The 14,504-nt window shown below is 44.2% G+C and carries 12 protein-coding genes; 5 read left to right on the top strand and 7 right to left on the bottom strand.

Going from position 1 to position 14,504, the window contains the following annotated elements; genetic code table 11:
- Positions 1-220 precede the first annotated feature (220 nt).
- The 3 genes from AB4513_RS01615 to AB4513_RS01605 all read left to right on the top strand — a co-directional run bounded on the left by AB4513_RS01615 (position 221) and on the right by AB4513_RS01605 (position 4,426).
- A complete protein-coding gene (locus AB4513_RS01615) occupies positions 221-2,023 on the top strand; it encodes a hypothetical protein (RefSeq protein WP_102257619.1) in 1,803 nt (600 codons plus the stop codon).
- Positions 2,020-2,757, top strand: coding sequence for a DUF3726 domain-containing protein (locus tag AB4513_RS01610; RefSeq protein WP_102257620.1), 738 nt, complete (start codon positions 2,020-2,022; stop codon positions 2,755-2,757). Before AB4513_RS01615 ends, AB4513_RS01610 begins: the two co-directional genes overlap by 4 nt.
- Positions 2,758-3,133: 376 nt before the next feature.
- On the top strand, positions 3,134-4,426 hold the full coding sequence (locus AB4513_RS01605) for an alpha/beta fold hydrolase (RefSeq protein ID WP_102257621.1): 1,293 nt from the start codon (positions 3,134-3,136) through the stop codon (positions 4,424-4,426).
- Positions 4,427-4,605: 179 nt separating this feature from the next.
- Here AB4513_RS01605 and AB4513_RS01600 read toward each other — a convergent pair whose 3' ends face one another.
- From AB4513_RS01600 to AB4513_RS01575, 6 genes are all read right to left on the bottom strand, one after another.
- Entirely contained in the window at positions 4,606-4,788 is a 183-nt protein-coding gene (locus tag AB4513_RS01600; protein ID WP_102257622.1) for a hypothetical protein, read from the bottom strand.
- A gap of 244 nt (positions 4,789-5,032) precedes the next feature.
- Entirely contained in the window at positions 5,033-5,260 is a 228-nt protein-coding gene (locus AB4513_RS01595) for a PAS factor family protein (protein ID WP_004730426.1), read from the bottom strand.
- Between the two features lie 284 nt (positions 5,261-5,544).
- A complete protein-coding gene (locus AB4513_RS01590; RefSeq protein ID WP_102257623.1) occupies positions 5,545-7,701 on the bottom strand; it encodes a c-type cytochrome in 2,157 nt (718 codons plus the stop codon).
- Entirely contained in the window at positions 7,698-8,312 is a 615-nt protein-coding gene (locus AB4513_RS01585; RefSeq protein ID WP_009844942.1) for a cbb3-type cytochrome c oxidase subunit II, read from the bottom strand. The genes AB4513_RS01590 and AB4513_RS01585 overlap by 4 nt, the downstream gene beginning before the upstream one ends.
- Positions 8,313-9,737: a cytochrome-c oxidase, cbb3-type subunit I gene (gene ccoN / locus AB4513_RS01580; protein ID WP_009844943.1), complete on the bottom strand. Its 1,425-nt coding sequence runs from the start codon at positions 9,735-9,737 to the stop codon at positions 8,313-8,315.
- A 24-nt stretch (positions 9,738-9,761) separates the two neighbouring features.
- Entirely contained in the window at positions 9,762-10,148 is a 387-nt protein-coding gene (locus AB4513_RS01575) for a cytochrome c (RefSeq protein WP_009844944.1), read from the bottom strand.
- A 367-nt stretch (positions 10,149-10,515) separates the two neighbouring features.
- On the opposite strand from AB4513_RS01575, the gene AB4513_RS01570 reads away from it, so the two are divergent.
- The gene (locus AB4513_RS01570; protein WP_012600765.1) at positions 10,516-10,983 is read left to right on the top strand and encodes a hypothetical protein; all 468 of its coding nucleotides are present in this window, start codon (positions 10,516-10,518) and stop codon (positions 10,981-10,983) included.
- A 9-nt stretch (positions 10,984-10,992) separates the two neighbouring features.
- Entirely contained in the window at positions 10,993-12,018 is a 1,026-nt protein-coding gene (locus AB4513_RS01565; RefSeq protein WP_004730440.1) for a diguanylate cyclase domain-containing protein, read from the top strand.
- A gap of 53 nt (positions 12,019-12,071) precedes the next feature.
- Here the strand turns inward: AB4513_RS01565 and AB4513_RS01560 are convergent, their stop codons facing one another.
- Positions 12,072-14,504 (bottom strand): bifunctional diguanylate cyclase/phosphodiesterase, encoded by a 2,433-nt coding sequence (locus tag AB4513_RS01560; protein ID WP_102257624.1) that lies wholly within the window; start codon positions 14,502-14,504, stop codon positions 12,072-12,074.

The following is a 14,504-nucleotide window of genomic DNA, read 5'->3' as shown; positions in this document are numbered from 1 at the left end:
ATAAACGCTCTCTAAAAATGAAAGAGAAACAAGGTGTCAGCCTTTGAAAGAAGGCTGATACAAGGTTCCGAAAGGAAGAGGAAACCCGTACTGGTGAAGATACACCGGGCGGCACGTATTTAGGTCAATCGATCTAGTCAGGACAAATAATAAGGGGTGAGTTCACTTACCCCAAATAACGTGAAAGCTAACCAACACACTGTAAAAACGAATGCTTCAAATGATGGCAACGATCGGTTCTGAATGGCTAGCAAAATCCTATAACTATAAGGTGGTGAGCAAAATGGATGCACATCGTTCTACCTACACTGAATCAGCACTACGTGACGCGACTGTCGTCATGGCACCGGAAAGGCTAGGTGCAATGCACCAAACACGTATCAGCTTCGTTAGAACTCTGATTCGTAAAATGGCGCAGCAAGAATGGAAAGTGACGAAACATGAGTGGCAATTAGACGCTCAGGGTTTTGGTCATGTTATCTATAAGCTTACGACGCCAAACCATGTTTATCATTTGGTTGTTTTCTGCGATGAAATTGCAGATGACGAACGAAATGACCGTGTAATTGCTGAAAAGTGGGACGTAACGTTTGCGCTTGTTCTTGGTGATGTTGATGTCACCCTACTTGAAAGACTTCGTGCGAATGTACCACTTCAAGAAGCCGGCCGTAATCCTAACAATGTGCTTGTTTTAGCGCGTGCAAACAAAAGTGTACGTGTGTTTGAACATATCGTTAGTCACCTGGCTAAAGGTGTTCAACCAACGCCCAAAGAACTGGCTGAAGTAGGCTACATCCTGCGAACCACTGCCGTTTATGGTAATGGCAAATTTGGCATCGCTGATTTTAAAATCTTAGAGAAAAATGAAGATTTTAATCAGTCGTTTAGCGCGCAAATGTGTGCGGTGTATATGCTGCGTGAGTTCAGCTTAGACTGGGTTCATTACCTAGCCGAACAACAGGGCGGTGAACAAGCGATTACCTTGCATCGAGGATTACAACGTTACCTTGGTGTTGGTAATGCAACTGGTTTAGGCATGGCGCCATACCTTATTAACCACCCTAGTATTGTCGATCAGTGGATGACGACCCGTGAACATGCATTGGCGGACGTGTTGTCCAGTGAGACTAATACGGCGTTGATCGAGCCACTACGTACCTTAGTTAAAAAAGCGATTTGTCATTTAGAACAAGTCATTACCATCAATGAAACACAACAAGAGCTGAACAAAGCTGCTGTTGATGATTTGAAGCACACAGAACAATCATTAGAAGCTTCTGTCAGCCTGTGCGATACATGGTCGCAGTTAGTCGAGCAATCTAAGCAAATGAGTATGGAAGCCCAAGAAATCCTTATCTCATGTTTGATGGAATTGTACCCAGAATTAGTGGACGCCCATCAAGAGCAAATGAATTGCAGCGAAACACTGTCGCTTCCTAGCGGCAAAAAGATTCAAGATCTTCTTGTTGTACTAGAAGAGAAGTATCGCTGGGCGATCACGACCGACTTTACAAAAGCAGAGAACAACTACTGGTTCTGGTATCGCTCTCAAGACAAAGAAGAGCCAAGGCTCGGAGTTCGAGGCGAAGAGTTGGGTGAAGAGCGTGAACTGCCGTTGGATATTGGCCGTCAAGCTTATCGTTTGTACCATGCTTTATTGCAATTTGCGCCTGAGCTTTCATTGGCCGAATTCCTTGTTAAACAGCCGCAACACCGTGCCATTGCGCGCCGTGTGTGGACGCTAGGTAACAAAGCGATGGGTGACATTCAAATGAATGTGCTGCATCAAGATTCGCCGCCAATGCACTTACTGCGTTGTAAGCTAGCAATGTTTGGTGCGACTAAATTTGATCCTCGCTCAGATCGTTGGGTACGAGTGACGTTTTTCCAAGGTGCGCCATTGCTTGATGAAATTCATCAGGACGAATGGGTGTTCCCACTGTTACCGAGTGAAGCGGAGATGGCTGACTCAAATCAAGTTCCTACAAATATCAACGCTCAACATGGAGGTAAATCGTTATGATCGTTTCTCACAATGAACTGGTAGCGGCCGTTAATAAAGCCTTTTTGGGTATGCGTCGTACATGTGGTGAAGCCGATGTGATAGCGAACATGGTGGCAGATTTACAGATGGTTGGCTTGGATGGTGTTCGTCATTTTAATAATGCGAGCAACTTTATGGGGTTAGAAGACGATTGCCCTGTAGACATTCAAGTGCGCAGCGATAACACTGTTGAAGTCGACCTGCACAAGGCGAGCTTAGCGTGTCACCTTCCTGTGGTTATCGATTACGCCATTGAACAAATGGTCGGTAAAAAGACGCTGAAAATTGAGTTAAATAATTGCCACAACCGTTGGTTGGCGTACAGCGAGCTTGTAAAGTTAGCTGCGAAAGGTATTGCGTGCATGGCACGTTGGGATAACGGTTCTAACCCCAAGAGCACTTTGTATGTTCTTAATCGTGGTTGCGTTGCTCCGGAACTGTTTTTATCAGATTTGCCACTGGCATCGTACGAACATATCCACAATATGACCATCGAACTTTCCGTCCAGGATTTCGATATCGAACGTTTGTCAGATGGCTACCAAACACACATTGAATCAGAAGCGCTTTTTAAAACTCAAGAGAAAGCGTGGAACGATGGCATTGAAGTTGATGATGGGGAGTGGGCGGCACTGAAAGAGACCGCTACCGCAATTTTAGTTCAGAGCAGCGAACGCTCGACTCAAGGTGCAGGTGAACTGACAGCTTCGTAGCCGTTAGATTTAATAGGTTCATTAGAACTAACAGGTTCGATAGATTATCAGCGAGTAAGCTAGTTAGTTTATCAAAACAGATAAAACCAAAGAGCTTAACGTATCCTCACCTCGTTAAGCTCTTTTTATTTGTCCCTCTTTTTTTGCTTCACTCTTTTGATCTCTCGCTGGATTTACCTATTCTAAATTGACTGTTTTGACACACGTTGTTACCCGTTGAGAGGTAATTGAACAATTAAACGAAGCACCTTCACATTCATGTTAAACAAACGGTTTCTTTTAGAAGCCACTATGCGTATCTTGCTAATTCTAGGTGCCAACGGGCGCCATTTTTATTCGTACCGATGACATTAGAATCAGATAAAAGGAATGAAGCGTGCAAGCTAACTTTATTGATGGAACCACCCTGTATCGTCAGCACTCTTTTGAGTTGCCACTCGATTACCAAGCCAAAGATGGACAACAGATCCAAGTCTTCGCACGTGAGCTGGTTGATCTCGCTAAAGATGCGCAAGAGCTGCCGTGGCTTATCTACTTTCAGGGCGGCCCAGGCTTTCCATCTCCACGAGTGAGCGGTCAATCAGGTTGGCTAAAGCGTGCATTACAAAACTATCGTGTTCTGCTTCTTGACCAACGTGGTACTGGCAATAGCACGGTGATCAGCCATGAAACATTGGCCCATCTGTCTCCAGAACAACAAGTCGAATATTTAACGCATTTCAGAGCGGATAACATTGTTCGTGACGCCGAAGCGATTCGTGAGCAATTCGGTGTTAAACAATGGTCGACGATTGGTCAAAGCTTCGGTGGCTTCTGTACACTGAGCTATTTGTCACTGTTTCCACAGAGCTTGCAGCGCTGTTATGTGACGGGCGGCATTCCGTCTATTGAGCGCGAAGCTGACGATGTTTATCGTGCGACTTACAAGCGTGTAGAAGACAAAAACAGAGCCTTTTTTGCTCAGTTCCCACTAGCACAAGCTATGTGTCGTGAGATCTCTGATTACCTGCTTAACAATGATGTGAGACTGCCAAACGGTCAGGTGTTTACCGTTGAACAGTTCCAGCTTATTGGCATTAATCTTGGTGGCGGCGAAGCGAACCTTCCTATGTACTTCACACTGGAAAGTGCGTTTGTTGAAGTGAATGGTCAAAAGCAGTTGAGCTACAGCTTCTTAAATCAAATGCAGCAAGAGCAGGGCTACCTAACGAACCCAATCTACGCTATTTTGCATGAATCGATTTACTGCCAAGGTGCAGCGTCTAACTGGTCTGCACACCGAGTACGCGAGCAGTACCCACACTTTAACTACCAATCGGGTTGCGAGTTCTGGTTTACCGGAGAAATGGTGTACCCATGGATGTTCGACCAACTAGAAACGTTGAAACCATTACGCGAAGCGGCAAACATGTTGGCCGAGAACTCGGACTGGGGCACTTTGTACAACGCAGAGCAGCTGAGTAAGAATACGGTTCCAATGGCATGCGCAGTTTACGCGGATGACATGTATGTAGAGCTGGATTACAGCCGTGAAACGCTAGCGAACATTCCAAACTCAAAAGCGTGGATCACTAACGAGTATGAACACAATGGCTTGAGAGTCGATGGTGAACGAATTGTAGATAAATTAATGACGATGGTCGAAGCGTTAGAGAACCTGCCAAAATAGTCAAACTCTCTGCGTAGGTTATCTACGTTAGAGACAAGATACGCTAGAAACAAGAAAACGCTGCATCCGTGCAGCGTTTTTTTTATGTCATCAAACTCTGTTTTACTCAGTATCGTATTGATTACTAGAGCGAGTAAAACAGAGAGTTTAAGAACCGGGAGGGATAGTTCCTAAACTCATTATGGTTGGATGACGATATCTTGATTTTCAGTAGTCGATAAGCTGGCGCGGTCCTGTTCGATAAGTTGAGCCGCATAAGAGGGAGTCACAGCTTGAACTTCGCCCTTGGAACGAATAGTTAGTGCTTCCCACGCATGATCTCGGTATTTGCCTGTTTGTGTATATTCAATAAGTACTCTCATGATTCTTCAATCCGATGTGTGGTTAACGTGCTACTAACATTAGCGCCATTGTGGAGGTTGCACACCTGTTAAAAATGGAACATAAGATTAACCAAATGAGAATGCGTGTAACTTGAAAAACAGACCTTATTGAACTTATCTTAACTAACTGCATTTATCGTAACCAACGGTACTTATCGTAAATGGCATCCATAAAAAACGCTGCACAGTGGCAGCGTTAAAGTTGAGAGCGGTTGAAGATTGTTTAGCTGTTTTCTAAGCCAACAATCTTGCGTGCAGACATCACTGCGCTATCCAAATCGGTCAATCTACCAGCACTTGCTGGACCAAGAACTGATGAATACAAAGCCAACTGCTTCTCAAATGATAAATCTAATTGGTTATATAGATTTTGGCGGATTTGAGCGTGTTGCTGTGGCTTTGCGCTCGACAGACCTTCCAATGTATCGTAGATGAGTGTAGTTGTATCCATATCTGTCCTCTGCTGCACCTTTATAAAATTTTGCGTATTATGCACCTGGTACTGTATTTGTTCTGCGAGATTGATCGCATTGTGTGCAGCTCTGCTTAATTGTGTAATCAGTTGGTTATAGCTGTGTAATTGGCAGGATGTGATTATGTTGTCGTCTCAATCGTTGAGAGTGTCAGCTTGATAACAAAGAAAAGGAGACACGCTGGTCTCCTTTTAATTGATTAAGCTGTGATAGAAGTAACGTATTGTTGCTGCTTACCGAGTAAATTGAATACGTACAGAACCTAGCGAATGTTAATGTTCTTATCTCGACTTTCGTACATTTCAGGTGTGGTGTGTAACCCTCCAGCGTAACCTGCAGCTTCAAGAGTTTCTCTTACCTCTCGAACGTGCTCTGCCGTTACTGGTTCCTCTCTATCTCCAAGGTGCAATCGCACGAAAGTGATCAACTCAGCCAACCTTTGATCCGACAGCACATCTTCAAAGCTTGCCATTGGCATGAAGTTTCTGTCTTTGTCGAGATAGGTGGGTTGTAGGCCACGCACGGTTACTGCGATGGTGTTGAATGGATCGCTGTGCATGATGATGCCGTTATTCAACAGAGTAGGGGCGATAGGGTCACGTCCCTTACCATCGTCACCATGACAGGCTCCACATGTCTGGCGATAAGTGGTGTAAATGTCAGTCGCGTAAGAGTCTTCATCAAACCCTTTGGGCTGCAACGGAACGGCGTCACTGCTGATGGTGTTGTTGATGTCACCACTGAGTAGGTAATAGGACATCGACTCGATATCTTCACGCGTCATCAAGCTTAGGCTGTTTTTTACTACGTCTGCCATGCCCGCAAAAGCAGTCCCTTTGTCTGAGTGACCCGTGTGTAAGAAATCGGTCAGTGTCGCTTCATCCCAACCATCGACATACAGCTCGTTGGCCGTGATATCGGGCGCATTCCAACCGTCAATCAAGTTACCTTGGAAAATACGTTCGGGTATCAGAGCTTGAGCAATGTTTCGAGGGGTATGGCACTCAGAGCAGTGTCCAAGACCAGCAACCCAATATTTCCCTTGTTGCCATTTCTCAACGTTTTCGACTTCCGATTTAAGTTCTTCAGGCACTTGATAGTCAATCGGGTCGGTATCCATGAACACAATGTTCCACCCGAGCAGACCTAGACGTATATTCGAGGGAAACATCATGCTGTTGTCGTCATTGCGGCGAGGCACCGCGGTGATTGACTGCATGTATTCCCACAAGTCGAGCATGTCTTGGTCGGTGAGGTATTGATAAGAGGTGTAAGGCATTGCAGGGTACAGGTAACCATTCTTACCTTTGCCTGCAACTAACGCGGCTCGGAAATTATCAAAATCGTAAGTACCAATACCTTCCGTTGTATGGGGTGTAATATTGGTTGAATATACGGTGCCGAAAGGGGTCACAAACGGCAGGCCGCCAGCAAAAGGTTCGCCACCTTCGGCACTATGACACGCGACACAGTCACCGGCATAAGCGAGGTATTCACCACGTTCAACAGACTGAGCTTCTAGGTTCGCGAGTCTTTGCTGCTGCTCTGAGCCCGCATGTCGAATGTAAGCACCCAGTGCGAGTATCTCGTTTTCCGTAAGCTGTTTATCAAACGCAGGCATCAGGTTGTTCAAGCCTTTGTTGATAGTGTGCTGAATTTCTTCAATACTGCCGCCATGCAGCCAAATATCGTCGGAAAGATCAGGGACGCCGATCGCCGGATTCGCGATAGAACCATCGGCGTGACAAGATGAACAGTATTTTGCAAACAGCTCTTTGCCGACTTTGACTTTCACCTCTGGAACATCGGTATGGCGTTGATTGAGCGAAGCTAAGTAGTAAGAAACCTTAGCCACTTCATCGGGGCGCATTATCTCGCTCCAACCCGGCATCGCGCCATTTCGCCCTTTGGCGATCGAATGAATGATCGCTTCATCACTACCACCATATAGCCATTCTTGGTCAATAAGGTTAGGGAAGTGTTTCTGACCTTGAGCGTTGTCGCGGTGACAAGCCGCGCAGTGAGTTTGGAACAAGATTTGTCCGCTGTTTACTATTTCGGGTATGCCAGACAATCCTTCGAGGGTGGTTTCCGTTGTTTGAGAGAATTGCTCGTTTAACGTTGTGCTGGGTGAGCTGAGTTTGTCGTCACTTTGCTTCCAATCGACTAACCCTTCCCATTCACCAAGCCCGGGGTAGAGCACCAAATAGCCAGCAGACAATAGAAAGGCAATAGCATAGCTAACAAAGAGTAGTTTTGGCGGTGGCGCATCTTTTTCTTCAATCCCATCAAAAGTGCCAAGGGTGTGGTCTTGATCGGCTTGGTGATTGCTACGCCAATATTTAACGACAACAGACACCATAAGAACGAAGAAGATTAAGGTTAAAATTACCGCCCATAGATTCCAAAATGCACTCATTGTGATACCTCCTGTGACGTATCTTTACCAAGGCTTTGTAGATAGCGGATCAGAGCTTCACCTTTGGTTTTTCCTCTTACTTGTAATCTGGCGTCACCTATTTCTTGGTCAGTATAAGGAACGCCAAGTATGCGGAGGGTTTCCATTTTGTCGCTTATGTCGTCGCCTGACAGAGTCTGTTCAAATAACCAAGGGTAGGCGGGCATGATCGATGTCGGTACGACTTTTCGAGGGTCAATTAAGTGAATAGCATGCCACTGGTCAGAATACTTTCTCCCTAAATTAGTGAGGTCCGGACCCGTGCGCTTAGAACCCCACAAGTTAGGAAATTCGTAGATGTCGTCTGCTTCTTTGTTGGGACGACCATTACGTTTCACTTCAGGCTCTAGAGGGCGAACCATTTGTGTATGGCACACATGACAGCCTTCACTGATGTAGATGTCTCGTCCTGCTAACTCTATCGGTGTGAGTGGCATCGCTAAGCTGCCTTTGGCAATATCATCGCCACGGACAATGCTTGGCACTACCCAGACCAACAGAGAGAAGGAGGCCACGACAACAGTGGTCAAAATTAAAATGACGATTGAATGTGTAAAGTCTTTACTCATCATTTAAGCCCCCTCATTAACGGAGTGTTTAGCGTTATGTACTACTGGCATACGAACGGTTTTGTACAAGTTGAAAGCCAATAAGAACAATCCAAGTACAAACAGCGCGCCACCAAAGAAACGCATGAATAGCCAAGGTGCTTTAAAGTCCATAGCCTCTACAAAACTGTAAATCAGTTCGCCATTTTCATTTTGAGCGAGCCACATATATCCCTCGCCGATGCCTGCGATCCAAAGTGCTATCGCATAGATGGCGACGCCAGCATGAGCGAGCCAAAAGTGCCATTTAATCAGTCGTCGTGACCATAGTTCGGTTTGGCCCCATAAGCGTGGAATGAAATAGTAAAAAACCGCTATCCCTGACATTCCAACCCATCCGAGAGCCGCGGAATGTACGTGCCCGATGATCCATTCGGTGTTGTGTGCCACCATGTTGAACCAGCGAATAGCGAGTAGCGGACCTTCGAATGTTGCCAAGCAGTAGTAAAGAATCGCTGAGAAAAAGAATAAAAGAATGTAGTCGGACTTCAGCTTTTCTTTGTTTTGTAGGAGGGTCATTGCGCTATTAAACGCACCGGCCCAAGAAGGGAGCCACAGGATCAATGACATCACGATTCCGATGTTCTGAATCCAGATGGGAACGGAAGAGTAGACTAAGTGGTGCGTTCCGGCCCAGGTGTAAAAGCCGACCAACCCCCAGAAATGGATCACAGACAAGCGGTACGAGTAGATAGGTCGGTCCGCTGCTTTGGGTATGAAATAGTAATTCATACCAATCACACCAGCGGTCAGCAAGAAGCCGACGGCATTATGTCCCCACCACCATTGAACAATCGCATCTTGAGCGCCTGCAAACACAGAGTAGGACTTCATCGCCAACACAGGCATCGCGAGGTTGTTCACGATGAAAATCATTGCAACGACGATGATGAAAGCAGCAAAGAACCAGTTAGCCACGAAGATATGGCTGACCTTTCGTTTAGCAAGGGTGCCAAAGAACAACACCGCATACAGCACCCAAACCAACACAATCATCAAGTCGATTGGCCACTCAAGCTCCGCATACTCTTTTGAGCTGGTGTGGCCTGCGGGTAAGGAAATGATCGCAAGCAATAGAATAAATTGCCATCCCCAAAATACCATCCATGAAAGGCTTTTATTGAACAACTCACAATGGCCTGTTCGCTGGGCAATGTACAAAGATGTCCCCATCAAGATGTTCACGACGAACCCGTAAATCACCCCAGATGTATGTAGCGGGCGCAGTCGACCAAACTGGAAATATTGAGAATCGAAGTTTAAGACTGGCCAATACAATTGCGCGGCGAGAATCACCCCGATGATCATACCTACGATTGCCCACACTAAAGACGCGATGATGAAGTACTTAACGACCTTAATGTTGTATTGCGGTGTCACTTGTTCCATAACAAGGCTCCTTGCCTAAAGCTTTTATTCGCTGACTGAATTTGATTCGTTGAGTGAGTTTGAATCGTTGCCGAGCATCGAATAGAAATAGGAAATGTCGCGGATGTCTTGGTCTGAAAGTGTGTCGGCTTGTTGCTGCATGAGAATTGCCAAACCACTGGTTCTTTCCCTTGTCTGATAGTCTTTTAACGAGGAAATGAGATATCCCACCTTTTGACCGCGAAGGTTCGGGTAAGGGTCTTGTGTTGAGATACCATCAACGCCATGACAGGTCATACACACCTTGGCTTTTTGTTTTCCTAACTCGAACTGCTCGTCGTTGGATTCTGCGTAAACTGGATTCATGACAGCCGTCATTAGCAGAATGGAAAGTGCGGTTATGGGGTTAAACTTTTGCTTATTTAATCTCATTACGTATTCCCTTATTGAAGAAAAGAGCGAGTGCTTGATGACCCTCAGAAAACACTCACCTTGGTGTAAAGGTTATGCATGCATAAGCGTTCTCGCTACTTACTGACTCATATTTATTGTCAATTTTGTTAGTCAGTACGTATTCAGTGGCAAGATTGGATTACTCATTGCCTTTAAAACGCAGGGATTACTTGTATGAACGCTAATTAAAGTCTTATTTAGACAAGGAGAAGGTGTTGTTCGCACCTGGTTACAGGAATGAAACATTATTTGAGAAAGGTTCGAACTGCATCATTGAGAAAATAGGCAATGTCTAAGCAAGTCAAATGACTAATATGAACTAGACTCAAATTAGTGACCTTTTAAAATGGAGTTTAAAATGAGAGCTGCACTTCTGTTTATCCTTTCACTGTGTTCATTTTCTATTTTTGCAGCATCGGAACTGACAATATTCGATCACTTAGGGCAAAAGCATCAATTCAGTCGAGAACAACTGTTATTGCTTCCTCAAAAAGAAATCACCACGTCATTACCTTGGCTGGATGGAGAATTGGTTTATAGTGGTGTGGCCTTACAAACGGTGCTTGAAACTATGGATTTACCCATGGCCTCGCAGGTAACTTTTGTTGCACTAAACGATTATAAAATAGCGGTGCCCAAAGAAGACTTTGACGACTACCAGCCGATCATTGCGATTAAACAAAATGGCCAATTTATGTCAGTCAGAGAAAAAGGTCCGTACTGGTTGATATATCCACTTTCTTCGACTCCAGACATTGATAACACTGACTTCCATGCCAAGATGATCTGGCAGATACGCGATATTCATTTGTAAGGACTTAGTATGAAAAAGCTGTTGTCATTGACTGCAATTAAAGTCGTCGTGTTATCTTTAGCGGCAGTGGTACTCACCATTAATATCTACAGTGTGACCCGCATTAACGATATCAATAAGAGTTTTTCCACCCGACAAAATGAGGCAACGTGGTTCGTTTTTCAATTGGTGAAAGAATACGCCAATTTCTTGATGGTAAGCCGTTCTGAAACTATTGATTATGATGAGTTATGGTTAGCGTACGATATTACGTGGAGCCGTTTTGACATATTAATTAACAGTACTGAGTCCTCCAATTTCATCAAGTCAGCAAACTTTAAACCTTATTTTAGTGCGGAATTTGATAAATTTAAGAGCTTGGAATCCTCAATTAAACTGGTCAGTCAAGGGTTGTTGCCCAAGGAATCTCTGCAGAAAAAAGTCGATATTTGCTACCACACACTCGTCGATTTTATTAATGACAAGTTTCGATTACAAAGCCCTGTGATTGAAGAAAACACCTCTATGGTTGATAACTTAGTGACAGTTCATCGGATCAGTAGCGTTTTTCTTGTTGGCATCTTGTTATTGACTGGGATTATTTTTTATATGGATTTTTCTATTAAAAGAAAGCTCTACTCTACGGATTTTATTACAGGATTTCGCAATCGAATTTCGTTGATGAAATTTGTTAAGAATAGCTACTCGAAGGACAAAAACTTTGATCTCTATTTTGTCCGAATCAGAAATCTTACCGAGATTAATCAAAAATATGGCCTTGAATATGGGGACCTTGTGGTGAGCTCGGCTGCTAAGTCTTTGACCACCAAGATCCCTGAAAGCACCATTTCATTCCGAAGCAGTGGAAGCCAGTTCTTATTCTTCATTCCTGATCATTTGTACGCGAGTGACGAAATTCAGGACAAGTTTAACGATGTGCTTAGTGATTACATCTCTGCAGGTAACTTAGAATTGATGATTGACGCCGTAGTGAGGCACAAGAAGAACATAAGCTCTAAAGACATGATGGAGCTGTTGACCTCGATGCAAGGCTAAGCTTCTACAAGGTTTGGTCGTGGTTATTAAGTAGTCATGCTTTCGGAATACGACTACTGTTTCTGATTGAGTGCCACAACCCTTTCGTTAGTACCTGGTTCTAAAAGGGCTTGCTGATCCAGAATAGTTTGCGGATTGTGGTCGCGAACAAATTCAATGAACTCGATGTAAGTGAGTGGTTGGCTGAAAAAATAACCCTGTATTAGGTCGCAGTTGGCTTTTCGAAGGTGATGATACTGTTCGAGAGATTCGACACCTTCGCCAACAACGAAGGTGTCACAAGAGTGCCCTAAGTTAACCATGGACTCGACCATCTTGCGGTCAGCTTTGTCGTGGACGATATTATCGATAAAGCTCTTATCTATTTTAAGTTCATCGACAGGGTAGTGAAGAAGTTGGTTAAACGCCGTGTAACCCGTACCGAAGTCGTCGAGGGAAACTTTTAAACCTAAGCTTCTGATGCTCTCAATGGTCTGCACGGTAAGCTTGCTGCTTTTAACGTAACTGGTTTCGGTAATTTCTATAATGATGTTGCCCGGAGGAACTTGATAACGTTCGAGTACCTTTCGAATATTATCGGCAAAGTTACGGTTGTAGAGCTCCATCGCCGAAATGTTAATGGACAAGGTGCCTTTGTATTGGTGAATCTCCGACAGTTCTTTATAGCTTTTGATTGCGGTACTAATGACCCACATGTCGAGTTTGGATATTAAATTACTTTTCTCAGCGGCTGGAATAAACTCATCCGGCCCAGCCTTTATATCAAATAGAGCAGGGCAGCGAATCAGACATTCTGCTCCGTCAATCTGAAGTGTCTTAGCATTGAAAATAGGCATAAAGCGAAGTTCAAAGTTATCACTCACGCAGCACTCTAATAGCCTTTTCTCGATAACATCATGCCTTTCAAGTGAATGAAGTAGTTCTTCGCCGTAAACAATCCGGCTATCTCCGTCACTGTGATCCTTAGCATTAATCAACATCTCATCAATACATCGGTGCCATATCTCCTCGAACTTAGGAGTATCGACGGGTAGTACACCAGTTGCAATTGAAAGCCTGAACCCATAGTAATCTAGGAAAGTCGTACCCGTTAGGGTGTTGTTAATGTTCTCAATTTCTTCGTTTATTGATTGGTGTTCACCCATTTCCAATATGGCAATGAATTGGTTGCCTCCAAGCCTTGCGATTGAATAGTCGCTGCAACTAAAGCCGAAAGAGGATTGTTGATTCTGCAGGGTTTCTCTTAGTGTTTTGGCTAGACTAACGAGTACATTGTCGCCCACCTTTGCACCGTATAAATCATTGATTTTACGAAAGTCGATAATGTCCCAGCAAACCAAGTAGCAGTGTGGGCTCCTTGAGCTTTTTATACGTACATCGAGGTGTCGAATAAATGAGCGTCGGTTCGCTAATTTGGTTAATTGATCGAATTCGGCTTCGAATTTCAATTCCGTTAGTGAATCAATGTAAGCGTTCTTCAAACCATCAATTTCACTGTGCCCGGATGAACGTTTGAAATACCTCAGTTTAAGTCCGCCAATCGATATCTCGTGTAGTAGCTCTTTGAGTGGACGTACTAATTGGTAGCGCACCACCATGTGTACGATGAGCATAATAATGAATAGTGTCGTCAAACTGCCAAGTAAGGTCTGCTTAGCAATGATAGATTTTTCCTGATTGAATTTTTTTTCGCGAATATTAACTTGAGCGAGGAAGTGACGGCTGTTCATCTCAACTTTGATTCTGTCTTTGGTTTGTTCAAACGATTTGATAACAAACTGCGTATTCTCTATGTGTGCAGTATTCGATGATGGCTCAATCAGAAGCTGCATATTGTCATCATCGTTGTATTTTATTAGTAAGTTGGATAGTTGTTTTAATGGACCATCTGCAATCAGTATGTATCGATTTAAGCTGTCGTTTGCGCGTTTGTCTTGTGGGAGCAAGTAAGGGTCGATTGCAATAACGTAAGCGTATCTAAGTTCACCACTCACAGAGATATATGAGAAGCCTTTATGAGACAGCTCGTTTTTATTGATTAACGAGGTATAGATATCGAAGATTTTTTCATAGATGTTATCGGGGATTTTTAACCCTTCGAAAGGGTCTGCTCGTAACGTAGATAGCGTTAACTGGAACTTAGGGTCAACGATATAGATGTTACGTTGACCAAACTGATTAACGTGACTTTGGTTTAAGACGCGAAGCACTCTTTTTTCCAGCAGGGACAAGGTTGTGTAGTCACTAGGGTTTTGAATATATCGCAAGAACTGTAGCGATGAACCAATATCTTTTACAAGCAAAGATAAACCAAGTTGCTCGTACTCAGCGGCCACTAGCGCTGTGTTTACGTCGGATTGCACCTCGTCTAAGTACATGTGTTTCGCATGGTTGGAGGCTAAGTTGTAAGTAACCATTCCGCCTATTGCAAATACGAACAATAAAGTAGGAATGAGCACAAAGTAGAGCTTCTTTAATACTGGCAT

Source organism: Vibrio sp. 10N.222.54.E6 (assembly GCF_041473955.1).
In the GTDB taxonomy this organism is placed as follows: domain Bacteria; phylum Pseudomonadota; class Gammaproteobacteria; order Enterobacterales; family Vibrionaceae; genus Vibrio; species Vibrio tasmaniensis_A.
The sequence above is the reverse complement of the archived record's forward strand: the minus strand, read 5'-3'. Positions and strand labels throughout refer to the sequence as shown.